This is a genomic window from Pararhizobium sp. DWP3-4, from assembly GCF_049898205.1.
Taxonomy (GTDB): domain Bacteria; phylum Pseudomonadota; class Alphaproteobacteria; order Rhizobiales; family Rhizobiaceae; genus Pararhizobium.
On the sequence record NZ_JAFCXF010000001.1, the window covers coordinates 672,019 to 696,114 of the forward strand.

25 protein-coding genes and 1 tRNA gene are annotated in these 24,096 nt (G+C 60.0%); 17 read left to right on the top strand and 9 right to left on the bottom strand.

Annotation, left to right across the window (positions count from 1 at the left end):
* The first annotated feature begins 5 nt into the window (after positions 1 to 5).
* Entirely contained in the window at positions 6 to 911 is a 906-nt protein-coding gene (locus ACP7E6_RS03150; protein ID WP_426227812.1) for a LysR family transcriptional regulator, read from the top strand.
* A gap of 75 nt (positions 912 to 986) precedes the next feature.
* On the opposite strand, the gene ACP7E6_RS03155 is transcribed toward ACP7E6_RS03150, so the two are convergent.
* Positions 987 to 1,298, bottom strand: coding sequence for a hypothetical protein (locus ACP7E6_RS03155; protein ID WP_426227814.1), 312 nt, complete (start codon positions 1,296 to 1,298; stop codon positions 987 to 989).
* A 16-nt stretch (positions 1,299 to 1,314) separates the two neighbouring features.
* On the bottom strand, positions 1,315 to 1,764 hold the full coding sequence (locus ACP7E6_RS03160; RefSeq protein WP_426227816.1) for a hypothetical protein: 450 nt from the start codon (positions 1,762 to 1,764) through the stop codon (positions 1,315 to 1,317).
* Positions 1,765 to 1,839: 75 nt separating this feature from the next.
* On the opposite strand from ACP7E6_RS03160, the gene ACP7E6_RS03165 reads away from it, so the two are divergent.
* From ACP7E6_RS03165 to ACP7E6_RS03180, 4 genes are all read left to right on the top strand, one after another.
* A complete protein-coding gene (locus ACP7E6_RS03165; RefSeq protein WP_426227820.1) occupies positions 1,840 to 2,022 on the top strand; it encodes a hypothetical protein in 183 nt (60 codons plus the stop codon).
* 14 nt (positions 2,023 to 2,036) lie between these two features.
* Positions 2,037 to 2,687 (top strand): TetR/AcrR family transcriptional regulator, encoded by a 651-nt coding sequence (locus ACP7E6_RS03170; protein ID WP_426227822.1) that lies wholly within the window; start codon positions 2,037 to 2,039, stop codon positions 2,685 to 2,687.
* Between the two features lie 48 nt (positions 2,688 to 2,735).
* Complete coding sequence (ilvC, locus tag ACP7E6_RS03175; protein WP_426227824.1) at positions 2,736 to 3,755, top strand: ketol-acid reductoisomerase; 1,020 nt, start codon at positions 2,736 to 2,738, stop codon at positions 3,753 to 3,755.
* Positions 3,756 to 4,271: 516 nt separating this feature from the next.
* On the top strand, positions 4,272 to 5,501 hold the full coding sequence (locus ACP7E6_RS03180) for a PLP-dependent aminotransferase family protein (protein WP_426227826.1): 1,230 nt from the start codon (positions 4,272 to 4,274) through the stop codon (positions 5,499 to 5,501).
* Here the strand turns inward: ACP7E6_RS03180 and ACP7E6_RS03185 are convergent, their stop codons facing one another.
* Entirely contained in the window at positions 5,502 to 7,172 is a 1,671-nt protein-coding gene (locus ACP7E6_RS03185; RefSeq protein ID WP_426227827.1) for a M20/M25/M40 family metallo-hydrolase, read from the bottom strand. It lies immediately after the preceding gene.
* 159 nt (positions 7,173 to 7,331) lie between these two features.
* On the opposite strand from ACP7E6_RS03185, the gene ACP7E6_RS03190 reads away from it, so the two are divergent.
* Positions 7,332 to 7,748, top strand: a complete 417-nt coding sequence (locus ACP7E6_RS03190) for an Lrp/AsnC family transcriptional regulator (RefSeq protein WP_426227829.1) — start codon at positions 7,332 to 7,334, stop codon at positions 7,746 to 7,748.
* A 15-nt stretch (positions 7,749 to 7,763) separates the two neighbouring features.
* Here ACP7E6_RS03190 and ACP7E6_RS03195 read toward each other — a convergent pair whose 3' ends face one another.
* Positions 7,764 to 8,813, bottom strand: coding sequence for an aldo/keto reductase (locus tag ACP7E6_RS03195; RefSeq protein ID WP_426227831.1), 1,050 nt, complete (start codon positions 8,811 to 8,813; stop codon positions 7,764 to 7,766).
* A gap of 109 nt (positions 8,814 to 8,922) precedes the next feature.
* Positions 8,923 to 10,824, bottom strand: a complete 1,902-nt coding sequence (locus tag ACP7E6_RS03200) for a CASTOR/POLLUX-related putative ion channel (protein ID WP_426227833.1) — start codon at positions 10,822 to 10,824, stop codon at positions 8,923 to 8,925.
* Positions 10,825 to 11,067: 243 nt separating this feature from the next.
* On the opposite strand from ACP7E6_RS03200, the gene ACP7E6_RS03205 reads away from it, so the two are divergent.
* Genes ACP7E6_RS03205 through ACP7E6_RS03215 form a run of 3 tightly spaced genes read left to right on the top strand, consistent with a single transcriptional unit; the run spans position 11,068 to position 14,762 of the window.
* Positions 11,068 to 12,048 (top strand): ABC transporter substrate-binding protein, encoded by a 981-nt coding sequence (locus ACP7E6_RS03205; RefSeq protein WP_426227835.1) that lies wholly within the window; start codon positions 11,068 to 11,070, stop codon positions 12,046 to 12,048.
* A gap of 9 nt (positions 12,049 to 12,057) precedes the next feature.
* Positions 12,058 to 13,752 (top strand): ABC transporter permease, encoded by a 1,695-nt coding sequence (locus ACP7E6_RS03210; protein WP_426227837.1) that lies wholly within the window; start codon positions 12,058 to 12,060, stop codon positions 13,750 to 13,752.
* Entirely contained in the window at positions 13,740 to 14,762 is a 1,023-nt protein-coding gene (locus tag ACP7E6_RS03215; RefSeq protein ID WP_426227839.1) for an ABC transporter ATP-binding protein, read from the top strand. The genes ACP7E6_RS03210 and ACP7E6_RS03215 overlap by 13 nt, the downstream gene beginning before the upstream one ends.
* Before the next feature lie 4 nt (positions 14,763 to 14,766).
* Here ACP7E6_RS03215 and ACP7E6_RS03220 read toward each other — a convergent pair whose 3' ends face one another.
* Entirely contained in the window at positions 14,767 to 15,141 is a 375-nt protein-coding gene (locus ACP7E6_RS03220) for a DUF4189 domain-containing protein (protein WP_426227841.1), read from the bottom strand.
* Positions 15,142 to 15,349: 208 nt separating this feature from the next.
* Between ACP7E6_RS03220 and ACP7E6_RS03225 the strand changes: the two genes are divergently transcribed.
* The 4 genes from ACP7E6_RS03225 (at position 15,350) to ACP7E6_RS03240 (ending at position 18,428) form a co-directional block, all read left to right on the top strand.
* Positions 15,350 to 16,456: an endonuclease/exonuclease/phosphatase family protein gene (locus tag ACP7E6_RS03225; protein WP_426227843.1), complete on the top strand. Its 1,107-nt coding sequence runs from the start codon at positions 15,350 to 15,352 to the stop codon at positions 16,454 to 16,456.
* A gap of 19 nt (positions 16,457 to 16,475) precedes the next feature.
* Positions 16,476 to 17,213 carry an NUDIX hydrolase gene (locus tag ACP7E6_RS03230; RefSeq protein WP_426227845.1) on the top strand — a complete coding sequence of 246 codons (738 nt, stop codon included), beginning with the start codon at positions 16,476 to 16,478 and terminating at the stop codon, positions 17,211 to 17,213.
* 71 nt (positions 17,214 to 17,284) lie between these two features.
* Positions 17,285 to 18,202 (top strand): PhzF family phenazine biosynthesis protein, encoded by a 918-nt coding sequence (locus ACP7E6_RS03235; RefSeq protein ID WP_426227847.1) that lies wholly within the window; start codon positions 17,285 to 17,287, stop codon positions 18,200 to 18,202.
* A 150-nt stretch (positions 18,203 to 18,352) separates the two neighbouring features.
* A tRNA-Lys gene (locus ACP7E6_RS03240) sits at positions 18,353 to 18,428 on the top strand.
* 15 nt (positions 18,429 to 18,443) lie between these two features.
* On the opposite strand, the gene ACP7E6_RS03245 is transcribed toward ACP7E6_RS03240, so the two are convergent.
* Positions 18,444 to 18,599 (bottom strand): hypothetical protein, encoded by a 156-nt coding sequence (locus ACP7E6_RS03245; RefSeq protein ID WP_426227849.1) that lies wholly within the window; start codon positions 18,597 to 18,599, stop codon positions 18,444 to 18,446.
* An 84-nt stretch (positions 18,600 to 18,683) separates the two neighbouring features.
* On the opposite strand from ACP7E6_RS03245, the gene ACP7E6_RS03250 reads away from it, so the two are divergent.
* The 3 genes from ACP7E6_RS03250 (at position 18,684) to ACP7E6_RS03260 (ending at position 21,320) form a co-directional block, all read left to right on the top strand.
* A complete protein-coding gene (locus ACP7E6_RS03250; RefSeq protein ID WP_426227851.1) occupies positions 18,684 to 20,405 on the top strand; it encodes an ABC transporter ATP-binding protein in 1,722 nt (573 codons plus the stop codon).
* Between the two features lie 69 nt (positions 20,406 to 20,474).
* Complete coding sequence (locus ACP7E6_RS03255) at positions 20,475 to 21,089, top strand: DUF1236 domain-containing protein (RefSeq protein ID WP_426227853.1); 615 nt, start codon at positions 20,475 to 20,477, stop codon at positions 21,087 to 21,089.
* 66 nt (positions 21,090 to 21,155) lie between these two features.
* A complete protein-coding gene (locus ACP7E6_RS03260; RefSeq protein ID WP_426227855.1) occupies positions 21,156 to 21,320 on the top strand; it encodes a hypothetical protein in 165 nt (54 codons plus the stop codon).
* 31 nt (positions 21,321 to 21,351) lie between these two features.
* Here ACP7E6_RS03260 and ACP7E6_RS03265 read toward each other — a convergent pair whose 3' ends face one another.
* A complete protein-coding gene (locus tag ACP7E6_RS03265; RefSeq protein ID WP_426227857.1) occupies positions 21,352 to 21,582 on the bottom strand; it encodes a hypothetical protein in 231 nt (76 codons plus the stop codon).
* Between the two features lie 90 nt (positions 21,583 to 21,672).
* On the opposite strand from ACP7E6_RS03265, the gene ACP7E6_RS03270 reads away from it, so the two are divergent.
* The gene (locus ACP7E6_RS03270; protein WP_426227859.1) at positions 21,673 to 22,017 is read left to right on the top strand and encodes a DUF6894 family protein; all 345 of its coding nucleotides are present in this window, start codon (positions 21,673 to 21,675) and stop codon (positions 22,015 to 22,017) included.
* Here the strand turns inward: ACP7E6_RS03270 and ACP7E6_RS03275 are convergent.
* On the bottom strand, positions 22,007 to 24,052 hold the full coding sequence (locus ACP7E6_RS03275) for an acyltransferase family protein (protein ID WP_426227861.1): 2,046 nt from the start codon (positions 24,050 to 24,052) through the stop codon (positions 22,007 to 22,009). The genes ACP7E6_RS03270 and ACP7E6_RS03275 overlap by 11 nt on opposite strands.
* Positions 24,053 to 24,096: the final 44 nt, after the last annotated feature.

Below are 24,096 nucleotides of genomic sequence, written 5' to 3' on the forward strand. Positions count from 1 at the left end.
GCACAATGGCGCGGCTGGATATCAATCGCTCCGGCGAGATGGAAGTGTTCGTGCGGGTGGTCGATCTCGGCGGCTTTTCGGCCGCCGCCCGTGATTTCGCCATGACGCCCTCGGCGGTCAGCAAGCTCGTGACGAGGCTGGAAACCCGGCTGAATGCACGGCTGGTCAATCGCTCGACGCGCAAGCTGCAGCTGACGCCGGAAGGCTGCCGCTACTACGAACATGGCGTGCGGGTGCTGGCCAATCTCGATGAGGCCGAACGGGCGGCTGCGGCTTCCGACAGCCCGAGCGGGCGCATTCGTGTGAGCACCAACGTCCCATTCGGCCGCCATATGCTTTTGCCGGTCCTTCCCGATTTCATGGCGCTGTTTCCGGATGTGTCGCTCGACCTATCGCTGACGGATCATGTCGTCGATCTGTTGGAAGATCGCACCGATGTCGCCGTGCGGGCCGGGCCGTTGAAGAACTCTGCATTGATGGCGCGAAAACTGGGCACGGTGAAACTGCATATCGCGGCGGCCCCCGCCTATATCCAGCGCAGGGGCATGCCAAAACATCCGGACGATCTGGCCGGGCATAATCTGCTTGGACCCAACTATGTCCGCGCCAGCGGCGGCTGGCCGTTATGCGTTGACGGAGTGGATCGGGTGATCAAGCCGGTGGGTAGCATCCAGGCGAGCGACGGAGAGGCATTGCGGGAGCTGGCGCTGGCGGGCGCGGGCCTAGCGCGGCTTGCGAATTTTCAGGTGCGGGGCGATTTTGCGCGCGGTACGCTGGTGCCGGTGTTGGAGAGCTTCACGGTGTCAGATAGCGAGGAGGTTCACGCGATCTTTCTCGGCCAGGGCGGCCATATGCCGGCGCGGGTGCGGGTGTTTCTCGATTTTCTTGCCGAGCGTTGCCGGGTTGGCTGACTGGGGCGATGCCATCAGAAGCGTTGCGATGCAAGCTTCATGGAAACGTCCTCGGGCGCAGCGGGCGACGAAAAATCAGGGTTTCAGGCGTTTGCAGTCGAACGTGTCGCCGCTTGCCATCGACAGCCATTGCATCGACGTCGGCGTAACGCTCGAAAGGCCGATCCGGTAGTTATCGTCGAAGGAAAGGATATAATTGCCATTCTCCTTTTCGACCTTGCGGATCGGCATCGGCCCTTCGCCGGCGTCATAGGTGGCCTTGGTGAAGCGGAAGGTGGCGACGCCGCAGTCCCAGCTTCCGGCATAGGGCGCGTCTTCTGCGGCAGGGACGGGTATTGTTGTGGCAAGGGCAATGACGGCTGTCACCGCGATGACGTGAAGACGCATGGTTTTTCTCCGCCGATTAGTTGTTGATGCTGATCACGGCCCAGTGGGATGAGCTGCAATCGCCGTTGTCGCAGACATTGCTCATCCACACCGCGCCATCCGCCAACATCACGCCGTCGCTGTTGACGAAGAGTTTGGCGAAGGTCTGGCCGGCAACGGCATCGCGTGTGTCCTGCGTCACCAGCGTGTCGAAATTCTCGATGAAATCGTCGGCGTTCTGAATCTCGTAGCTTTCGCCATTGGCGGCGACCCGCAGCGGATATTCGGCAAGCCCGGCGATCGTCGCCGCATCGCTGTTGCCCATCGCTTCCACCAGGCTGAGCAGCGGCTCGCTCAGGTCCCCGGCATTGCCATGCAGGGATTCGATCCGGTTGTAGACGTCTTCATCGGATTGAGCGGCAGCAGACATGGGGAAAAAGGCAAGCGTGGCGGACAGGAGCAGGGCAAGGGTACGCAGGCGGGGCATGAAAACTCCGGAATATGGGTGTCTGAAGCCGCACACTAGCTGACCAGATCCTGAAACGGAACGGGATCGGATTGCATGGACGTGTCCATTTTTGGTGATCGTATCCATTATTCTTTCGACGTTTCCCGGGGGACCGATATTCGCGATGCGCAAGATTTGTTTTTGCGTATCGCCGTGTGTCAAAATCCTTTGCCAACAGGGTTGACCCGTTCCCGGCTTTGCGGCATAAGCGGCGAACCGTACCGTACGGTACTGTGAATGGAGATGATGTCTTGCAGCTTGCCGCACACCCGCACCAGCCGGACTATTCGCCGCGCCAGAACGATGTTCTGGACAGCGCGTTGCGTCTGCTGGTTGATGGCGGCGAAAAGGCTTTGACGACGGCGGGGGTGGCGCGGGCCGCCAATTGCTCGAAGGAAAGCCTGTACAAGTGGTTCGGCGATCGCGACGGTTTGCTGTCGGCGATGATCGGCTTCCAGGCCAGCAAGGTCCGCACCTTCGACGATGCCGCCGAAACGCTGACGGCGGCGACGCTGCAGGAGCACCTGGTGTTGTTCGCCCGCGACCTGCTGGAGGTTCTGGCCGGCGATGTTTCGCTGGCGCTGAACCGTCTGGCGATCGGGCAGGCGAGCCGCGACGGCTCCAAGCTCGGATCGATGCTGCAGGAACGCGGCCGCCGGCAGATCGGCAAACGGGCAGGGGCGCTGCTGGAAGCGGGGCGCGAAGCCGGGCTTCTGGTATTCGGCGACCGCGACGACGCCTATGATACGCTGTACGGCCTGATCGTATCCGACCTGCATCTGCGTATGCTGCTCGGCGAAGACAGCGGCCGTTTGGTCAAGGATTTCGGCCGTAGGGCAGAGAAGGCGGTGTCTGCTTTCCTCCGTCTCTACGGCAGTGAAAAGAGTTCGGCACAGTCCTGAGGACGGCCGGAAGAGTTTTGTAAGACAAGCAAAGGGAAGGAAATTACAATGCGCGTCTATTACGATCGTGATGCTGATCTCAACCTCATCAAGTCCAAGAACGTCGTTATCGTCGGTTACGGTAGCCAGGGCCGCGCCCATGCGCTGAATCTGAAGGATTCGGGCGCCACCAACGTCGTTATCGCGCTCAAGGCTGGTTCCGCCACGATCAAGAAGGCCGAAGCCGATGGCTTCAAGGTCATGACCGTTGCAGAAGCCGCCAAGTGGGGCGACCTGTTGATGATGGCGACCCCGGACGAGCTCCAGGCCGACATCTATCGCGACGAAATCGCCGGCAACATCCGTGATGGCGCGGCCATCGCTTTCGCACACGGCCTCAACGTACATTTCGGCCTGATCGAGCCGAAGTCGACGCTCGACGTCGTCATGATTGCACCGAAGGGCCCTGGCCACACGGTTCGCGGCGAATACCAGAAGGGTGGCGGCGTTCCCTGCCTCGTTGCCGTTGAGAAGAATGCTTCCGGCAACGCGCTTGACCTCGCTCTCTCCTACGCCTGCGGCGTCGGCGGCGGCCGTTCGGGCATCATCGAAACCAACTTCAAGGAAGAGTGCGAAACCGACCTCTTCGGCGAACAGGTCGTTCTCTGCGGCGGTCTCGTCGAGTTGATCCGCGCCGGTTTCGAAACGCTGGTCGAAGGCGGGTATGCGCCGGAAATGGCCTATTTCGAGTGCCTGCACGAAGTCAAGCTGATCGTCGACCTGATCTATGAAGGCGGCATCGCCAACATGAACTACTCGATCTCCAACACGGCCGAGTGGGGCGAATACGTCTCGGGTCCGCGCATCATCACGGCTGAAACAAAGGCTGAAATGAAGCGCGTCCTCACCGACATCCAGACCGGCAAGTTCACTTCCGACTGGATGCAGGAATACCGTTCGGGTGCTGCCCGCTTCAAGGGTATCCGCCGCATGAACGACAACCACCAGATCGAGGAAGTCGGCGCCAAGCTGCGCGGCATGATGCCGTGGATTGCCAAGAACCAGCTGGTCGACAAGGCCAAGAACTAATATTGCTGCAGAGCAAAATTAGCGTATTGCACTAGCGTAATACTGAAGAGGCCGGGAGATATCTCCCGGCCTCTTTCGTTTCGTAAGTAATGTCTGGAAAATAATCGGTTTTGGAGTATTCTATTCGTCAGGAGGATACTGCAATGACAACGTTCTTCTATCATTTCGCTATTTTCGATGCTTTCATCATCGGTGCCATCGTGCTCCTCGTCGGCCTGAGCATGTTCGGGCATCACGAAGCGTGACCAATTCTCCGGACTTGCTTTGGTCCGTATGCGCAGCTTGATAACGGCAGAATCGATCGCGGCAACAGACGCGGCGGTGATCTGAGTGCGATATGCTTTGGAGTGTCTTCACTCGCGGCATCGGCCGCTTTTCTGCGATTTCTTCAAAGGCTTTTCGGGACAGCCCTTTTCACAGAAAGTGCATCTTGGCATCAAAGTATAGGTCAGCATTATTGACTTAATAAGCGCAGCATGATGTGCTCCGGAAAAAGCATAATCTGAGGAAACTTCCATGCTCAATTGGGAAAACATCTTCGCGACGCGATCTTCACGGATGCGCGCCTCGGAAATCCGCGAACTGTTGAAACTGCTGGACCGGCCTGACATCATCTCCTTTGCCGGAGGTATTCCGGATCCGGCGCTGTTTCCGGATGAAGAATTCAAGGCCGCCTATGCCGACATTTTCGGTGGTCCGACGGTCAGTGCCGCGCTGCAATATTCGGTGAGCGAAGGCTATCTGCCGCTGCGCCAATGGCTTGCCGGCCGCATGGCAGCCATCGGTATCCCTTGTGACCCGGAAAACATCCTGATCACCTCCGGCTCGCAGCAGGCGCTGGATTATCTCGGCAAGCTGTTCCTGTCGCCCAACGATACGGCGCTGGTCACCTGGCCGACCTATCTCGGCGCGCTGCAGGCATTCAATGCTTACGAGCCCGCCTACGACCAGCTGTCGCCAGCCGGCAACCGCACGCCGCAGACCTATCGCGATGTCGCGGCAGAAGCCGGCGGCCGGGTCAAATTCGCCTATATGTCGGCCGAATTCGCCAACCCCACCGGCGAAACGCTCGATTTGGCCGCGCGTGAAAAGGTTCTCGATCTGGCTGAAGAACTCGATATCGCCGTCATCGAGGACGCCGCCTATCAGTCGCTGCGTTATGACGGGCAAGCCGTTCCGCCGATGCTGGCGCTGGAGATTGCCCGCAAGGGCTCGATCAACGAGACCCGCACAATCTATTGCGGCAGCTTCTCCAAGACGCTCGCACCCGGCCTTCGCGTCGGTTTCGTGGTGGCGGCCATGCCGATCATCCGCAAGCTTGTGCTGATGAAGCAAGCGGCCGACCTGCATTCCTCGACCATCAACCAGATGGCCATCTGCCATGTCGCCGAGCGGGGTTTTGACGCCCAGGTCAACAAGATCCGCGCCGTCTACAGCAAGCGGCGCGACGCCATGCTGGCAGCACTCGGGAACTATATGCCGAATGGCGTCAGCTGGACGGTTCCGGAAGGCGGCATGTTCGTCTGGCTGACTTTGCCCGCCGGCATGGATGGCGCCGATCTGCTGGCAAAATCGCTGGTGACGGCCAAGGTGGCTTTCGTTCCGGGCAAGGCGTTCTTCGCCGACGGCTCCGGCGCCAATACGCTGCGCGTCAGCTTCTCCTGCGCCGACGAAGCGATGATCCAGGAGGGAATCTCCCGCCTCGGTAACCTCATCGGCCAGGAAGCAGCGTCGATCGCCGCCTGACTAATCTTCCTCTGCGAAGCAGGCGAGAGCGGCCTCGTAGATCACGTCGGGTAAGACCTCGAAGGTGTAGGGCATGTGGACGCGTTCCCATTTCTGATGGTAGTCGCGTCCCCATGGTCCGATATTGACCACCGGATAGGATAGAAGCCCGTCCGGTGCTTGGTCCACGAAGGCCGAGCAGGGGGTGTTGTCGGAGAGAAGCTGCGTCTGCCCGGCGGCTGGGCGATGGCCGAAGAAGCTCATGTCCGAAATGCCGGCGAAGAACTGTTTTGCCTTGATGGTTGTCCCATGCCGTTTCGCGCATGTTTCGGCGGCGGCCATCATGTTTCGTTCAAAGATTTTTCCCGTATCTCCGGCACTGTCCAGATGCACGCGCGGATAGTGCAGGGTCGAGAAACCAACGATCACCAGCGGGCCTTCGAGACCGGCCTCCGCGAGCGTTGCCGCGACGATCTGGCGGGTGACCGACAGCGGGTCTTCGCCGCCGGACAGGGACTGATCGAGGGCCTTCAGACGTTCGGCTGCAGCCTGTCCGCCATGGGAGACGGCACGCTGGTACATTTCGACATAAGTGAGGACCTGTCCCTGATGGATTTCCGCGCGGCCTGAGCCCTGGCGCTCGAAGAAGGCCTTTGCATTTTTTGCCTGGGTGTCGAGCGCCGTTTGCAAGGCGGTTGCGGCAAGCGCGCTGAACTCGGCGAGAACGTCTTCAGGCGTGCGCCTGTGCGTCAGCCAGTTGAACGACAGCCAGACATGGGCCGGTGTCGTCACTTCATATCCATGGCGCACGTCCTTGGCTTCCAGGCAGACCGGTGCCGGCGAAATCTCGCCATGGGCCTCGTCGCAAAGGGCGCTGTTCATTTCCATGGCGCGCATGATTTCGGCGCCGATCAGATGGGCGCTGACGCCATCGAAGGCATAGCCGGCATGGGTGGGCCGGCCAGCAACAAAGGCGAATGGCGAGAATTTGCCGACCGAGCCAAGATAGACGGCGCGGCCTTCCTCGCCATCGCCATCATCGCCGCTGGCGTCGAGATTGATACCGCCAACAATGTCCAGATCAAATTTTTCGGCGATGGCGGGCAGGGCGTCGCGTAAGGACCGCATGCCGCGCGAGCGGTTCTCTTCATCCGGCGTCGCGACGAACAACAAATTGCCGGGTGGCTCATCCAGCTCTGCGAAACGCTCCAGTGCGGCGATCCCGGCGGCAAGCCCGCTCTTCATGTCGAGCAGGCCACGGCCGGCAAGGAAATTGCCGGTCATCAGGTCGGCAAGTGCTTTGTCTTCGGCGGGATTGCGGCTTTTGGCCGTGAGTTCATCGATCAATGCCTTGGTGAGCGCTTCCGGTTCGCAAGCGAGCGATACCAGCGAACTGTAATTGGCAATCGAGACGGTATCGAAATGCCCCGCCAGAACCAGGCAACGCCGGCCCTTTCCGCGCACCAGAGCCAAGACGTTTTGCCGGGCGGGTGTACCGTGGCTGTCGAGCGCCAGCAGGTTTTCCGGGTTTTTGCGGAAATAGGGCGTAGCGCCGAGAAGCTCCATCAACCGGCCGGAGAATGCGGCTTCGTCATCGCTTTCCGTAACGCTCGGCCACCGGGTCATTTCGATCGAAAGCTCGCCGGTGCGCGACACGGAGTTGCGAAGAGATGGGCGGTCGGCAGACGGCATTTTGGGCGATCCTCTCGCGATTCGAATGGGCCTCTATGACGAGGCTGGCGAACTCTAGCGGGCGGCATCACAAAGCGAAATGGCAATAACATGGAAAATTGCTTGATATTTCGTGCAAAATGACAGGCTCTGTTGGCGTAATGATTGGAGATTCACGTCATGGACAATACTGACCGCCGTTTGCTGGCAATTCTCAGAGCTGATGGCCGGGCCTCGGTTTCGAAACTGGCCGAGCTCTTGAAGATATCGCGCGGCACGGTGCAGAACCGGATCGACCGGTTGACCGCCGATGGCGTCATCGCCGGATTCACGGTGCGGATCGCCGCAGCGGAAGACCCGCATGCGGTCCGCGCGGTCATGCTGATCGAGATCACCGGTCAGAAAACCGTCTCGGTCATCAAGATCCTACGCGGCATCCCCGAAATCCGGGCGCTGCACACCACCAACGGCGCCTGGGACCTCGTAGCTGAAATCGAAACGGAGAATCTCGCCGAGTTCGACCGCGTCCTACGCTATGTCCGGGCTTTGGAGGGCGTGTCCAAATCGGAAACAAGTCTGTTGCTGACAACGATTTGAGGCCTTGCCTTTCGGTCAGGTATGCGGCCCCAGTAGCGACAAGTCGGCTTCGCCCAGCCTGTCCTTGGCGGTTCGGACCTGATGCCAGTAGGGATAGAGGATTGGCGGGGCGCTGACTTTGTCGAGGCGTTCGCGCTCTTCCGTGGTCAGGACCAGTTCGGCGCTGGCGAGATTGTCCTTGAACTGTGCTTTGGTACGGCCGCCGATAATGACGGAGGTGACGGCCTTGCGGCCGATCAGCCAGGCCAGCGCCACCTGGGCGCCAGAGACATTGCGGCTTTCGGCGATCTCGACGAGGACATCGACGATGTTCCATAGGCGGTCTTCATCGCGGATCGGCGGCTCATCCCAGCCCGCCAGCTGCCGCGAGCCTTCCGCCGTCTTGTTGCGGCGATGCTTGCCGGAGAGCAGGCCGCCAGCCAGCGGGCTCCAGACGAGCACGCCGAGACCCTGATCGATGGAGATCGGCAAAAGCTCGTATTCGGCTTCGCGGGCTTCGAGCGTGTAGTGGATCTGCTGGCTGACGAAGCGCTGGCGATGTTCGGCGGTGCTGACGCCGAGCGCCTTCATGATGTGCCAGCCGGAAAAGTTTGAGCAGCCGATATAGCGGACCTTGCCCTGGCGCACGAGCATGTCGAGCGCTTCCATCGTTTCTTCCAGCGGGGTCTGGCCATCCCATTCGTGCAGCTGGTAGAGGTCGATAACATCGGTCTTCAGCCGTTTCAGGCTTGCCTCGCAGGCGCGCACCAGATGATGGCGCGAGGATCCGGCATCATTCGGTCCGTCGCCCATCGGGAAGCGGGCCTTGGTGGCGATCAGCACGCCGTCCTTGCGATTTGCACCAAGAATCTCGCCGACGATTTCCTCGGAAACCCCGTTGGAATAAACATCGGCCGTGTCGATCAGGTTTACGCCGGCGTCGAGAGACATGTCGACAAGTTTTTTGGCCTCATCGGCGCCGAGGTCACCGACGGTCTTTGCCCAGCCCTTGCCGCCAAAGGTCATGGTGCCGATGGTCAATGCCGAAACCTTGAGGCCGGAGCGGCCGAGAAGACGATATTCCATGATGATTTTCCCGATTCAGTTGACGTGCGCAGCGTCAGCTAAGCTAGTCGCGAGCGATCAAAAGGAAAGAGGTGGCCGGATAGCCACCCCTTGATTTTAGAAGCGTCGCTCAATCCTTTGCCAGCACGATGACCCGGTCGGCGGCGCTGTAGAGCAGCTTTTCGGACTTCGACGGATTGACCGTGACGCCACCAAGCCGGCGCTGGTCCTGATCCTCGTCGCGCTGACGGCGGTAGCCGATGGCCACTTCACCGCGCCGCAGGGCGGCAAGGCAGATCGTGTAGAAGGTGACGGGTTTGCCGATGGCGACATAATCGCTGACCGGCCGCATGTAGATTTCCGAGCCGTCCTCGTCGAGAAGTTCGTCGAAGATCGCGGCCATGCGTTCGTTTTCGGACGCCTGTGCCAGCATCAGGCTGACCAGCTTGTTGCTGACGACGAAATCGTCGGCGCGGGTGACTTCCGCCAGTTCCCGGTTGCGCACGTCGGTCATTTCGCTGACGACGCTGATATGCCGTCCGGCATGTTCGGCGATCTTGCGCAGCTGCAGCAGGGTGACCAGCGTGCGGGTGTCGGCGGGTTGCGGCGCCATATGGTCGCTGTAACCGAGAACCAGCACGTGGTCATAGCTTGGAATATCCAGCGCATCGAGCTCGGCGCGGTTGCTGGTGTCGATGACGCGGTAATCGACGGCCATGTTGCCGTTGGCGACCTTGAGGGCTGCAATCTCACCCTCAAGCTCAGGGGTATCAGCTGCAATGGTCAGCAGCGAGCCGGGCGCGACGTAGCGCGACAGTTCGAAGGTGATGATCGGTCCACGCCGGTTCCAGCCGAGCAAAAGCGTCCGTTCCGGCCCTTGCGCGCGCGCCTGCACGGGCAGAATAGCGTCTTTCTCGATATGGATTTCGTTGTTTCCGGATTTGATCGCGGCATCGTCCTCGGCGATGATGACGGCGCGTTCGCCCGGCTTGAAGATGCGGCCGGGCGGCGGGTTGAGATGGACCTTGCCGTCCTCCTCGCAAAGACCGATCAGCGTCGATGTCTCGTAGGCCATCACGGCTGCGGCAAAGCTCTTGCCGGTAATGTCCGGCTGTTCCAGCGTGTAGATCTCGCAACCGTCGAAATCGAGAAGTTCGGAATAGACGGCGCTCAGGCCGGATTGGCGGCTGGAATGCACGACGATGCGGGAAATCAGGTCGTCCGCCAAGATGAGCTGCAACTCCTTGCCACCGACGATGCGGGCAACCTCGGCGTTCTTGCTGTCGCGGATTTCCGCAGCGATCTGGTACGGCTTGGCGCGGCGGTTGGGGGCGTTCACCAGTGCCAGCACGCTCTTGATCACCTGCGAGTCCGGGTCGTCGCCTTCGGGCGACAGCACTATGACGGAGCGCGAGGTTTCCGGATTGACGATGTTCAGGTCGTAGAGATCGGTCGGGTCACCGCTGCGGCAGATGATCCTGGTGTTCTTGAGGTCGGCCACTTTCGTGGCGATCTCGTCCTCCATCTCCACCTTGTCCTTGTGGGCCATGATGACGATGCGCGGCTTCTTGCGGCTGGTATTGGCGATGACCAGTTCGGAAATGACGTCGAAGATCGAGGGCGACCAGTTGAGAATGATCGTGTGGTCGTTTTCCAGAACCTGCGAACGGCCCTTGCGCAGTTCTTCGAGCTTGTTTTCGAGGCCTGAGCTCAGAACACCGATCAAGGCCGAGAAGACGAAAATGCCTGCGACCGTGACGAACAGGGACACTCCGCGAAAGCCCCAACCGGTATCGCCACCCATTGTGCCGGCGTCGAAGGTCCGCATCAGCGATTCCCATGTGCCTTCGATAAAGCTGACGGGTTCGCCACCTTCCGGCGCGATCTGGGTGATGGCGAGAAAGGCGCCGGCGACAACGATGACGATGAGCGAAATGACCGTCAGCCAGCCGATCAGCGCGATTGCCCCTCCGGCCATGCTCTTGTCGAACTCATAGCGCAGCCGGGCGCTCCATGTCGTGCTCTTGCTCATCGATTTTCCCTTGGTCCCGCCATACGCGCTTCGCTCGGATCGCAGATATTCCTAATATATTCAACAGGTTTAGGTGGTTGCGGGCCAATGCACCCAGTAATGTTCATTCTATCATCCGGCTATCTACCCACATCACGCTTGTGGCTGGCTGTTTATTCTCCGCGCGTTGCGTCGGCAGTGTCATATGCCTGTCAATTGCCGCCACTATCCATCGGTCCATCTGTTCACTTGGGAAGAAGACCGATGAAGACGTTGCTTGGTGCATTCACCGCACTTGTTGCCGCCAGCCTGATTGCCGTTTCGGCACATGCCGAAAACCTGGTGCTCTACACCAGCCAACCGAACGAAGACGCGCAGGCGACCGTCGATGCGTTCAAGGCCGCCCATCCGGGCGTGGACGTGGAGTGGGTGCGCGACGGCACAACCAAGATCATGGCCAAGCTGATGGCCGAGATCGAAGCCGGCAATCCTGTTGCCGACGTGCTTTTGATCGCCGACACCGTGACGCTGCAGCGGATGAAGGAAGCCGGCCAGCTCTTGGCTTACAAGTCGCCGGAGGCTGCCAACTACGACGCAGCGCTCTACGATGCCGATGGTGCCTACTATTCCACCAAGATGATCACCACCGGCATCATCTACAACACCTCCGCCACGATGAAGCCGACAGGCTGGAAGGATCTGACCAAGCCGGAAGCCAAGGGCTTGGTGACGATGCCGAGCCCGCTAACCTCGGGTGCCGCGCTGATCCACGCGCAGACACTGACCGGCATCGATGGTTTCGGCTGGGACTACTACAAGTCCCTGGCCGAAAACGGTGCGACGGCTTCGGGCGGTAATGGCGGCGTGCTGAAGGCGGTTGCCACCGGCGAAAAGGCCTATGGCATGGTCGTCGATTTCATGGCGATCCGCGAAAAGGCCAAGGGTGCACCGGTCGAGTTCGTCTTCCCGGCCGAGGGTGTCAGCGCGGTGACCGAACCGGTCGCCATCCTGAAAACCGCCAAGAATGTCGATACGGCCAAGACGTTCGTCGATTTCCTTTTGTCCGAACAGGGCCAGCAGGTTTCCGTCAAGCTCGGCTACATTCCGGCCCGCAATGGTGTAGCCCTTCCGGAAGGTTTTCCGGCGCGTGACAGCATCAAGGTTCTGCCGATCGATGCGGCCGCAGCCGTCAAGAACTCCGAAGGCGACCTGAAGACGTTCTCCGGCATCTTCGGTACCAACTGATCGGTTGCCATGCCCAGACGATCTGCCAATCGAAGCAGCCAGCCAGCCTGGCTGCTTCCTTTCGTTATCATCGCCGTCTGCCTGCTGAGCGGGCTGCCGCTCGCACGGCTGCTGTATGCGGGATTGCGATTTTCGCTTGAGGGCGGTGCCACCGGCCTTTTCTCGGAGCCTTCCACCTGGTTTGCCATCCGCAACACGCTGATGACCGCGACCGCAGGAATGGTGATTTCCGTTCTGCTCGGCGCAACCTTTGCCTTTGTCGTGACGCTCACCGACATCCGCGCGAAAGGCTTTTTCAGCTTCGCCTTCGTGCTGCCGATGATGATCCCGCCCCAGGTGACGGCGCTGGCCTGGGTGCAGATGTCGGGTCCGGCCAGCCCTTTGTTGAAGACGCTCGGCCTCGCGCCGCCGCTCGGCAGCCCGCAGCCGCTCTATTCGCTTGGTGGTATTGCGCTGCTTTTGGGTGTCCAGCACGCACCGCTGGTGTTTCTGGCGCTGAAGGCCGGTCTTGCTTCCTTGCCGCGCGATGGTGTTGAGGCGGCGCGTCTGGCCGGTGCCTCGCCGATGCGGGTTTTTCGCGATATCATTTTTCCGCTGGCCGTGCCGGGCCTGATCGCGGGGGCGGCGATCGCCTTCGTCTCCGGAGTCGGCAATTTCGGCATTCCGGCCATTCTCGGAATTCCCGCATCGATTTTCGTGCTTCCGACGCTGATCTACAGCCGTCTCTCGAGCTTCGGAGCGGGCACGTTCGCCGAAATGTCGCAATTGTCCATGGTGATCGCCGCCATCGCCGGTCTTGGCCTCGTGATCCAGCAACGGGCGTTAAGGGGGAGGGATTACCGCATCATCGGACTGTCGGGACAGAGTGCGGCATTCTCGCTCGGGCCATGGCGTCTGATCGCTGAAGCCGGGTTTTCACTTCTGCTGTTTGCCGTTCTCGTCGCCCCCTTAGCGGCCCTCTTGGCCAGTTCGCTAGTGCCCACCTATGGCGTACCGTTGAACTTCCAGACCATGTCGCTCGGTGCCTACAGCGAAATCCTGTTTCGCCAGTCCGTGACGCTGACGGCGTTTGCCAATTCGCTGTTCCTGGCCGGGACCACGGCCTGCGGGCTGCTACTGTTCACCGTACTCACCGCCTATCTGCTGACCCGACGCCCAGGAAAGCTCGCCAACATCATCACTGGCCTGATTGAAATTCCCTATGCGCTTCCGGGCATCGTGCTGGCCGTCGCCTTCATCCTGTTGTTTGCAGCACCGTTGCCGTTCGTGAACGTGTCGATTTATGGGACGATCTGGATCATCCTGATCGCCTATTTCTCCAGTTTCTTTGCCGTCAGCCTGAAGCCGGTGGCGAGCGCTTTCCTGCAGCTTGATCCGTCGCTGGAGGAGGCTGCCCGGCTTTCCGGCGCAGGTTTTGGCCGCCGCATGCGCGACATTCTCGTTCCGCTGATCGCACCGGCGGCGGGCGCTTCCGTGATCCTCGTCTTCCTCATCGCCTGCAGCGAATTGACGGTTTCGGCGCTGCTGTGGTCGGCGGGCACGCAGACGCTCGGGGTGGCGATCTTCAATCTCGACGACAGCGGCAGTTCCGATCTCGCCTCGGCGCTCTCCGTGCTTGTCGTCATCATGGTGGTCATTCTGATGCTGCTTTTGGAACTACTGGCAAAACACCTTCCGAGAGGCGTGCTGCCATGGCGCAATTGATCCTCAACCATCTCAGCAAGGATTTCGGTACCGGCCGCGCCGCTGTATCCGATGTCTCGCTGACGGTGCGGGAAGGCGGCTTTCTGGCGCTGCTCGGGCCATCCGGCTGCGGCAAGACGACGGTGCTTCGCATGATTGCCGGTTTCGAGCAGCCGAGCGATGGGTCGATCGTGCTGGGCGAACGCACGCTGGCCGATGCCGGCGGCGCGCTGCCGCCGGAAAAGCGCAACATGGCGATGGTGTTTCAATCCTATGCGCTCTGGCCGCATATGACAGTGGCTGAGAATGTCGGTTATCCACTGAACGTGCGTGGCATCAAAGGCGCCGCGTGGGAGGGCCGCGTCAAGGATGCGCTCTCGGTCGTCCAGCTCGAAGAGTTCGCCGATCGCCGCCCGGCCGATCTGTCCGGCGGCCAGAGGCAGCGCGTGGCGCTCGCCCGCTGCCTCGTGACGTCACCGGACGTGGTACTTTTGGACGAGCCGCTTGCCAATCTCGACCGTCACCTGAAGGCGGCGATGGAGGAAACGTTTCGCGCGTTCCATGCCCGGTCCGGCGCGACGATGATCTACGTGACCCATGACCAGGGCGAGGCGATGGCGCTGGCGACCGACATTGCCGTCATGTCGGAGGGGCGGTTGATGCAAGTCGCATCGCCGCAGGAGATTTATGCGCGGCCCGAAGGCCGGGTCGTCGGCGGGCTGGTCGGGCAGGGGGCCATTCTTGATCTGGCACTGGCTGCTCACGGGCCGCGCCAGGTTCCATGGCCAGCGCTGGAAATGGCCTTCCGGCAAACAGATGGGCCGAGCCGTCCCGTGCTTGTGCGCCCCGAACACGTGATTGCCGATCCCGCAGGCATCCTGCTGCAGGTGACATCCTGCGTGTTCGAGGGCGAGCGGTTTTCCCTGTCGCTTCGCACGGCAGGCGGACAGGGTCTCAAGGCCTATTCCGCCCATGCCCTGGACTGCGGTGTTCTGCAGCCGTTCGTGATCCGCCAAGGTTGGCTGCTCTGAGATATCAGTTCGCGCCGGAGCATTGCCAGCGGATGACCCGGCAGCTGTCGGAATGGTTCGAACAGGATGCCAGCGCTGCGCGTTGCGCCTGCCTGCGCCAGTTTGCGCCCCAGCCGCCGTCTGCCCCGCGTGCGACCGCTCCGCAGCCATTCTTGAACCAGATGGCGGTGCGGCAATCGTCGGCATTCCTGTCGCAATGCGACCGCGCGACCTCTTCAGCCTCCCAACGCGAGCTATAGTCGTGCGACCAGCCGGTGGCCCCCGTCTCGGGCGACAGCGAGATCGCCCCGAAACTGTCGGCATGGGCCATCGCGACGCTGGCGCCGAGGAAAGCCAAAGCCGATATCGCCGCTTTGGCATTGCGTTTCCAGTTCGACATTCCGTTCTTCTCCCTGTGCCGTGCATCTGTCCGGCTGATCTTGCGAAGGTGAAACGGCCGATCAAGATCGATTATTCGCAATCACTGGATGACCCCAAAAATGGTGTCGAAGCGGCCGGTTAACGGGCAGGGATGAGATGCGGAGAAAGGCATTCGACTTTTACGCCCGATTGTCTAAAGTTGCCCCAATTGCACTCGGAAACTGCTGATGACCCTTCGCCTTGCCACCTTCAATGTCGAAAACCTGATGAGCAGGTTCGATTTCTCCGGCTTTCGCAACCACCTCAAGCAGGATCGCGTTCTTCGGCTCTTCGACGTCAAGAACGAGGCGGAATATCAGCGGCTGGAAGAAGCCCGCACCATCGCCTATACAGATGACACAAGGCAGATGTCGGCGCTGGCTATTGCCGATTGCGACGCCGATATTTTGTGCCTGCAGGAAGCCGACAACATGGCGGCGCTGCAGGCGTTTGAATACGGCTACCTGTTCCGCATGGTCGGCAACGGCTACCGGCAGAAATACCTGATCGAGGGCAATGACAGCCGCGGCATCGACGTTGCCGTTCTGGTGCGCGAGGAAACCCGCGATGGCCAGAAGATCGAGTGCGTCGACGTCAAATCGCACGCCGGCGTCACCTATGCCGATTTCGATCTGTTCAACGATGCCTTGGCGTCAACCAACGTGCCTGGCGACCGCATTTTCAAGCGGGATTGCCTGGAACTCGATTTCCGCATCGGCGGCCGGCCGTTCACGCTGTTCGTCGTGCATTTCAAGTCGATGGGGCCGGCGCGCGACGGGCTGGATGGGCGCATGTCGACGATGCCGGTGCGCGCCGCCGAGGCCGCCGCCGTTCGCCGCATCATCGAGAACCGCTTTGGAGCGGATAACCTGGATGGCAAGATGTTCGCCATCTGCGGCGACATGAACGATTATCAGGAACGGGTCGATGTGCTGGGCGACCGCCGCAACGGCTATCGTTTCGTGCCGCAGCAAGAGGCGCAGAGCGCGCTGGATGTGCTCAGCCGCGACGGTTTCGTCGAAAACGTCATGCGCCGGCGTCCGGAACTCGACCGCTGGACCCTGTTTCACAGCCGTGGACCGGACGAGCGGCACCTTTGCCAGCTCGACTACATCTGGCTGTCCAAGGCGCTCGCCGAGCGCAACCCGGCCAGCGTGCCGGAGATTATTCGCGGCGGACAGCCCTACCGGACGATCTTTCCGAAGGGGCAGGAGGTCGAGCGCTATCCGAGAACCGGCTGGGACCGGCCGAAAGCTTCTGATCATTGCCCGGTCGTCATCTCCCTCAACGTCTAAAATTCCTGAGGCAAGGTTTATGTCGAAACGCACCAGCAACATTTCCGGATGGCCCGACGAAGGTGTGATCTTTCCCGTCACGAGCATCGATGTACGTGTCAGCGGCGAGCCGCATCCGTATTTCCATTCACACACGGCCGAGATCGCGACCAATTGGGAGCGGGAGGTTGCCGCCAATCCCGCTCTGTTTGACGGCCGAATGCTCTTGATGAGGTCGCTTGAGAAACGCGACGGTGCGATTTCGGGAGAGTGCCATATCATTCCTTTCTCGGCGTTTTTGCTGTGGCGTAAAACCCGGCCTGCCGGTGCCGCCCTGCATCTGTTCGGCCTGCCGGTGATCGTTTCCTCCGATGGTGCCGTGATCGCCATCCGCATGGGGCAGCACACGGCCAATCCCGGCCGTGTCTACTGTGCGGCAGGCTCGCTCGATCCGGATGATATCCGCGGCGGATACTGCGACATCGACGGCAACATGGCGCGTGAGGTGCTGGAGGAGACCGGGTTGTCGCTCTCGGATGCCAGCAATATTTCCGGATTTCATGGCCTGCGTGGCCAGGACGTCGTCACGCTTTTTCGTGCCTATCATTTTGCCGAAACGGCGGCGGAGCTGATCGCGCTTATCAATGCCCATATCGCTGCCGATCCGGATCCTGAAATCGACGCTGCTCTGGCCATTCGCACAGCCAATCCGGGGCAACACCCCTATCCGCCCTTCATGCCGCCGGTGCTCGAATGGGTTTTCAGCACCACGCAATGACGCTTTTGCGCTTGCCGCAAGCTACCTGCCATGCAACGTCTGATGACGGAAAACAGCAAAAGGAGATCATCGTGGCGCGTCGCTATGCAATCTACGACGTTTTCACCGCCAACAGGCTGGAGGGAAACCCGCTCGCCGTTGTCTTTGATGGCGATGGCCTGAGCGATGCGGCGATGCAGGCGATTGCCGGCGAGTTCAACCTGTCGGAAACAGTGTTTTTACAGCAGCCGCAAAAAACCGGGCATGCGGCGAAGCTGCGGATTTTTACTCCGGGCTATGAATTGCCCTTCGCCGGTCATCCGACGGTGGGGGCGGCGATCGCGCTGGCCGAGGACGGGCGCGCTTCTGAAGGCGAAGACTACGATCTCGTGCAGATGCTTGAGGAAAATGTCGGCCCGGTGCGCTGCGCCGTGCGCGGCAGGGCAGGCGAGGCAACTTTCGCCGAATTCGACGTGCCGCGCAAATCGGTCCGCCTTGAGGCCAAATTCGACCGGCAGGCGATTGCCGATGCGTTCAGCTTGAAGGCAACGCAGATCGGCTTCGAAAACCATGTGCCTTCATTTTGGAGCGCCGGGGTTCCCTTCGTGATGATCCCCGTTCACGATGTCAGCGCGGCAGGTGCCGTCGAATTCGATCCAGCCTTGTGGGAGCAGATAACTCCGATTGCCGAAGGGCGGCTCGCGGCGGCCTATCTCTACTGTCGCGGCGGCGTCAATCATGTTGCCCGCTTCCATACCCGGATGTTCGCCCCCGCCATGGGCATCGTCGAGGACCCGGCGACGGGCGCTGCGGTTGCGGCCTTTTCGGGCGCGATCCACAGCTTCGACCAGTTGATTGACGGGCATCACCCGTTCCTGATCGAGCAGGGCGTGGAGATGGGGCGGCCGTCGCTGCTGCACCTCCATATCGACGTCTCCGGCGGTGAAATCAGCACGGCCCGGATCGGCGGGCAGGCGGTGAAGATTGCGGCAGGCGAACTTTATCTTTGAAAAACAGCCTCTAAACAGCCCACACACATTTTTTTGAGGAATCCGAAAGAAAATCACCCGAGGAACTAGACAAGCCCGGCGAACCCCATTATACGCCGCATCACACCACAGCAATGTGGTTCTAGAGGCCGCAAACGAAGCGGTTCTGGCGGGTGATTAGCTCAGTTGGTAGAGCAGCTGACTCTTAATCAGCGGGTCGTAGGTTCGAACCCTACATCACCCACCATTTTCTCTTTTTAAGTCATGGCGTTGATTTGATTTGCCTTCGGGCAGGTCGGTTTTTTCTGTTGGCAAATTCTCCTCTCTGAATATTTAAATCCTGAGCGTAAATTTCACCTTTTCCGCGTTGCGGCTTGCTGTTCCGGTCGAAGCGATTAAAAGGGGCGGCATTGATCATGAGTGACTTCTGTTCGCGCGAAGATTGCGCCCATTTGATATGTGGCCAGCGACTTCGCGGTGACTGCCGACAAGGATCCAAAGCATGCGCGATCTTATCGCCCGTTTCTTTTCCTATTACCGGCCGCACCGGCGTCTCTTCATTCTGGACTTTTCCTGCGCTGTGACGTCCGGGCTGCTGGAACTGGGTTTCCCGATCGCCGTCAAGCTGTTCATCGATGTGCTGTTGCCGACAGGGCAGTGGGGCTATGTCGCGGCGGCTTCTGCAGGTCTGATGGTGATCTATCTTGTCAATGGCGGGTTGATGGCTATCGTCACCTATTGGGGCCATATGCTCGGGATCAATATCGAGACCGAGATGCGGCGCAAGGCTTTCGATCACCTGCAGAAACTGTCCTTCGGCTATTTCGACAACCAGAAGACCGGCCATCTCGTGGCCCGCTTGACCAAGGACCTGGAGGAGATCGGCGAGGTTGCCCATCACGGCCCGGAAGACGTGTTTATTGCCATCATGACGCTGATCGGCGCCTTCCTGTTAATGTTCTCGGTCAACCCGAAACTGGCGATGATCACTGCACTGGTGCTGCCGCTGACGGCTTGGCTGACCACCCGCTACGGCGGCCGGATGACCCGCAACTGGCAGGCGCTCTACAATCGTGTCGGTGATTTCAACGCCCGCATCGAGGAAAATGTCGGCGGCATCCGCGTCGTGCAGGCGTTCGCCAACGAGGATCACGAACGCGGGTTGTTCGAGAAGGACAACCAGCGCTATCGCAAGACCAAGCTCGATGCCTACCGGATATTGGCCGTATCGACGACGCTGAGCTATCTCTCCATGCGTCTCGTCCAGATGGTCGTGCTGGTCGCCGGCAGCTATTTCGTGTTGAGCGGCGAGCTGACGGCCGGCGGGTTCGTCGGGTTTCTGCTTCTGGTCGGCGTGTTCTTCCGCCCGGTGGACAAGATCAATTCGGTCATCGAGACCTATCCCAAGGGCATTGCCGGTTTTCGCCGCTATATCGATTTTCTCGATACGCGCCCGGATATCGCCGATAGACCGGATGCCCGCGATGTTTCCGGGCTGAAGGGCAATATCCGCTATGACAAGGCTTCGTTCGGCTACCGGGAATCAAAGGCGATCCTGAAGGATTTGAGCATCGACATCCGCGCTGGCGAGACGGTGGCTTTCGTCGGTCCTTCAGGTGCGGGCAAGACGACGATCTGCGCACTCTTGCCGCGTTTCTACGAGGTAACCGGCGGCTCCATCACCATCGACGATATCGACATCCGCGACATGAGCCTGCGGTCGCTGCGCAATCATATCGGCATCGTCAGCCAGGATGTCTTCCTGTTTGCCGGCTCCTTACGCGAAAATATCGCCTATGGACGGCTTGATGCCAGCGAGGCGGATATTGTCGAGGCAGCCCGCAAGGCGCGGCTTGAAAACGTCATCGCCGGCCTGCCGCAGGGGCTCGACACGGTTGTGGGCGAGCGCGGAGTCAAACTGTCGGGCGGACAGAAGCAGCGCCTGGCGATTGCCCGAATCTTCCTGAAAAACCCGCCGATCCTGATCCTCGATGAAGCGACATCGGCGCTCGACACCGAAACCGAACGCGCCATCCAGCAATCCCTTTCGGAATTGTCGAAGGGACGAACGACACTGGTCATCGCCCATCGGCTGGCGACGATCACCCAGGCCGACCGCATTCTGGTCGTCAACGAGGGCGCGATTGTCGAGGATGGCAGTCATGCCGAACTTTTGGGCAAGAACGGTCTCTACAGCCGCCTCAGTCAGTTGCAGTCCGGGTAAGCCAGGCTGGCAAAGGAACCTTGGCGACGGTCGGGCGTTTTGTCTCCACTGTTCAAAAAGGAGAACGACATGCAGTGGATTTCAAAGCCTTTGCTCGCGGGTGCGATGTTTCTGACGGGAGCCGGCTTTGCGTCCGCCGGCATGATGGCAACGACTGCAACTGATCTGACGGTTTATTCCGGACCGAGCGCGGACTATCCGTCGGTCGGCATTGCCACGCGTGGCAGCGCTGCGGCGCTTGATGGCTGCCTTGAAGGCGAAAGCTGGTGCCGGATCGACGTCAACGGTCTGCGTGGCTGGGTGTACGCGAAGGAATTGACGGTCGATTACGATGGCGCGCCGGTCATTATTCAGGACCGCCGCGCTGACCTAGGAGTTCCGGTGGTCACCTACGAAAAGACCGTGGTTGTCGACGGTCCTGCATCGCCGGCGCCCGGTGATGAACTGGTTGGTACCGTTGATAGCAGCGGCGCAATCATCCCGCCGCCGGAAGTGCGCACCTATATCGATGGCGCTCCGATGGATGCCGTTACCTATGATGGCGAAGTGGTCGTCGGGGCGACGCTGCCCGGTGACATGGTGATTACCCAGGTGCCGAATTACCAGTACAGCTACGTGCGCATCAATGACCGGCCGATGCTGGTCCATCCGCAAAGCCGCCGTATTGTCTATGTGTATGAGTAAGCTGAATGAAAATCGGGCCGCAGAAAATGCGGCCCGTCCTGGTATTGTTTCGAGCTGGGGCTGCCGATGACCTCCCGTACACTTTTGCTCGGCGTCATCGCACTTATCGTCGGTTCGATCCTGAGCATCCTCGCCGTCCAACATTTTGCGCCGGACGAAAGCTCCAATAGCTTGGTGCCACCAGACCCGCTGGTGGTCACACCGGAAAATGCAGCCGAGGAAACCAAATAGCAGCCGGCCTGGTTAGCCGCTCCATCTCCCATTATGCGCCGATTGCGAAATCCTGCCTCAGAGCTGTCTCACATGCTTTGGTCAAAGCTGCAGGGTCGCGTACTCCGCCTTGGTACAGCCGAACAATAGCGGCGGCGCAGATTTGCATATCTGCGTCCGAGCCGGTCGTCTGATGTGCCTTGCAAAACTGATCGAAAACCTGACGCAAGATGTCGATATCTTCGCTGCACAGGGCGTCGGCGTGCGGATTGAAATATGCCATTGTTGTTCCTCCTTTTGAGGATGGACGTTCTGTCCTGAGCCGCCGTCGATGGAAGAGCGGCCGTTATGGCTGCAGTTTAGCGCGATTTGAATGCAGCGCTATTCACTAAGACATGTGCTGCGATGCCACGAAAAGTTTTTGTCAGGCAACCTTTTGCGTTTTCAGGCCTTTTCCTCAAAACAGGGAAAGTTTGTCATGGCTGCGTTCTATTTCAAAGTAATCGACAATGACGGCACAATTCCGGCCGATGATCCATTTGATTTCCCGGATCTGATTGCCGCCATCCGCCAGGCAAAGATCGTGCTGGCCGAAATGGCGCTCGACGGGTTGCCGGAGGATCCGGTCAAAGCTTTGGAAATCGAGGTGCAGAACGCAGATCACAGGCCTGTCGTCAGAATGAAACTGGAGTTGCAGATCCACTGGTCTACCGCGTAGTGATGCCGGTCGCTGCTGCTTCAATGGTCTGAACGGCTTTCAGTATCGCTGGAGCAACCAACCGGGCGCCCGTATCGGACGGGTGATCGTCATCGAAGTAAAACACCTTGTCAGCGCTCAGACTGTTGATGCAGCGACCCTTTACGAAGCTGTTGCAGAAGTAATCAGCCGGCCGGACACGGAAAAGGTTGGGATGAGAGAGGGCATCGAAGGCTGCGATCACCGCGCCGTTTCGCTGCCGATACCGCGCGTAGCTGGTGCTGAGTTCCAAGTTCCGGATACCCGCCGTCGCCGTTTTTGCTACGATGTCCGGAACGTTCCATCCGGCCTCCGGGATCGGATAGACCAGCACGACGTTGTGGCCGGAATCGAGATAGGCCCGGATATCTTCCACATATTGCGTCAGCACTCGTGCCTTGCGCGCCGGATCATCCTGTTTGGCGTGCTCGTCAAGGCGGTCCAGCAGATCGGCATAGGTCGGCTGCAGCGGTTCGATACCACCCTCGCCATTGTCAAACGGCGTGCCGTCGACATAGAGGCTCCAGCGGCTCGCCATGATGATGGTCTGCATGCCGCTCGTGCGGATGTAATTCTCGATGCCGGTAAAAAACGGGTTGCAGCGCAGCTTGTATTTCGGGTTGGACACATAGAATCCGGAAAAGCCGACACAGGCCGAATGCGCCATCACATAGAGATCGACATTGGCTGCATCGAAGCTGCGGAGCGCCTCCCCACCAAGTGCTCCGGCGTGCGAATCGCCGATCAGGATGGTCTTGCTGCTGGCCGAATGTTTCGTCAGGCATTCCCGGACAGGATGGGGCAGGGAGGTTTCGCCCTTGTCGAACAGGCAGGTATTCATGACGGGATCGTGATGCTGCTGTTCGGCAAGAGCGGTCAATGCAGTCTGTGGCAAGCGGAACTGCAGGCCATTGCTTGACGTGCCATAAAACCCGATGCCGATGAAAAGCAATGCCGTTATGCCACCGGCACTGAGAATGCGGACGGGCGTCGGCAGCAGCCGCGCCGAGCCTGTCGTGCGGAACGGCGTCTCGATGAACCGCCAGGACAGATAGGCAAGGCCGACGGAGGCAAGCGCCAGGATGCTCATCAACACCAGCGACGGTTCCGTGATGCTGCGGATGCGGGCGAAGGCAAAGACCGGCTGGTGCCAGAGATAAAGGCTGTAGCTGATCAATCCGATGCCGACCATCGGACGCGTCGAAAGCAGCCGGGCAGTGACAGTGCCTTGTGACCCGAAGAGGATGATCAGCACGGCGCCCAGAACAGGAACGAGTGCATAGAGTGAGGGGAAGGGTGTCGTCTGATCGTAGTCGAAAATCGAAAAGACGATGATGCACAGTCCGGCAAGCGACAGGATGTTGCTTTTATAGTGTTTACCGCCGGTCAGCAGGAAAGCGCAGAGCGAGCCCGCCAGCAGTTCCCAGGCGCGGGTGTTCGGCAGGTAGAAATTGGCGGTCTCGAAATTGATCGAGCCGTATTGGGCAAGCAGCAGGCTGGCGAGCGCCACGGCGGATATGGCGGCGATCAGCGCCCGCCGCCCAAACCGCCAGATCAGCATGACGAAAAGCGGAAACAGCATGTAATACTGTTCTTCGACGGCAAGGCTCCAGGTGTGCAGCAGCGGCTGTTCTTCCGATGCGGCTGCGAAGTAACCGCCGCTCTCATGCCAGAAGAGGAAGTTGGAGCCGAACAGGCAGACGGCGATGATGCTGCGGGCGAAACTTGCCATCTGCGCCGGCAGCATCCAGGCCCAGGCAAACGGCAGGCAGCACGCCAGCACGAAAAACAGCACGGGCAGAATGCGGCGGGCCCGGCGTTCGTAGAATTTAAGCAGCGAGAAATGGCCCTTTTCGCGTTCCGCGATGATGATCGAGGTGATCAGATATCCGCTGATGACGAAGAAGATATCGACGCCGACGAAGCCGCCGCCGAACTGCTGAAACCCGGCGTGAAACAGCACCACAGGTATAACGGCGACGGATCGGAGGCCGTCGATTTCACGTCGATAGTTCATGGCTGGCCCCGGCGAGATCCCAATCCTGGATGGCTCGGCAGGAT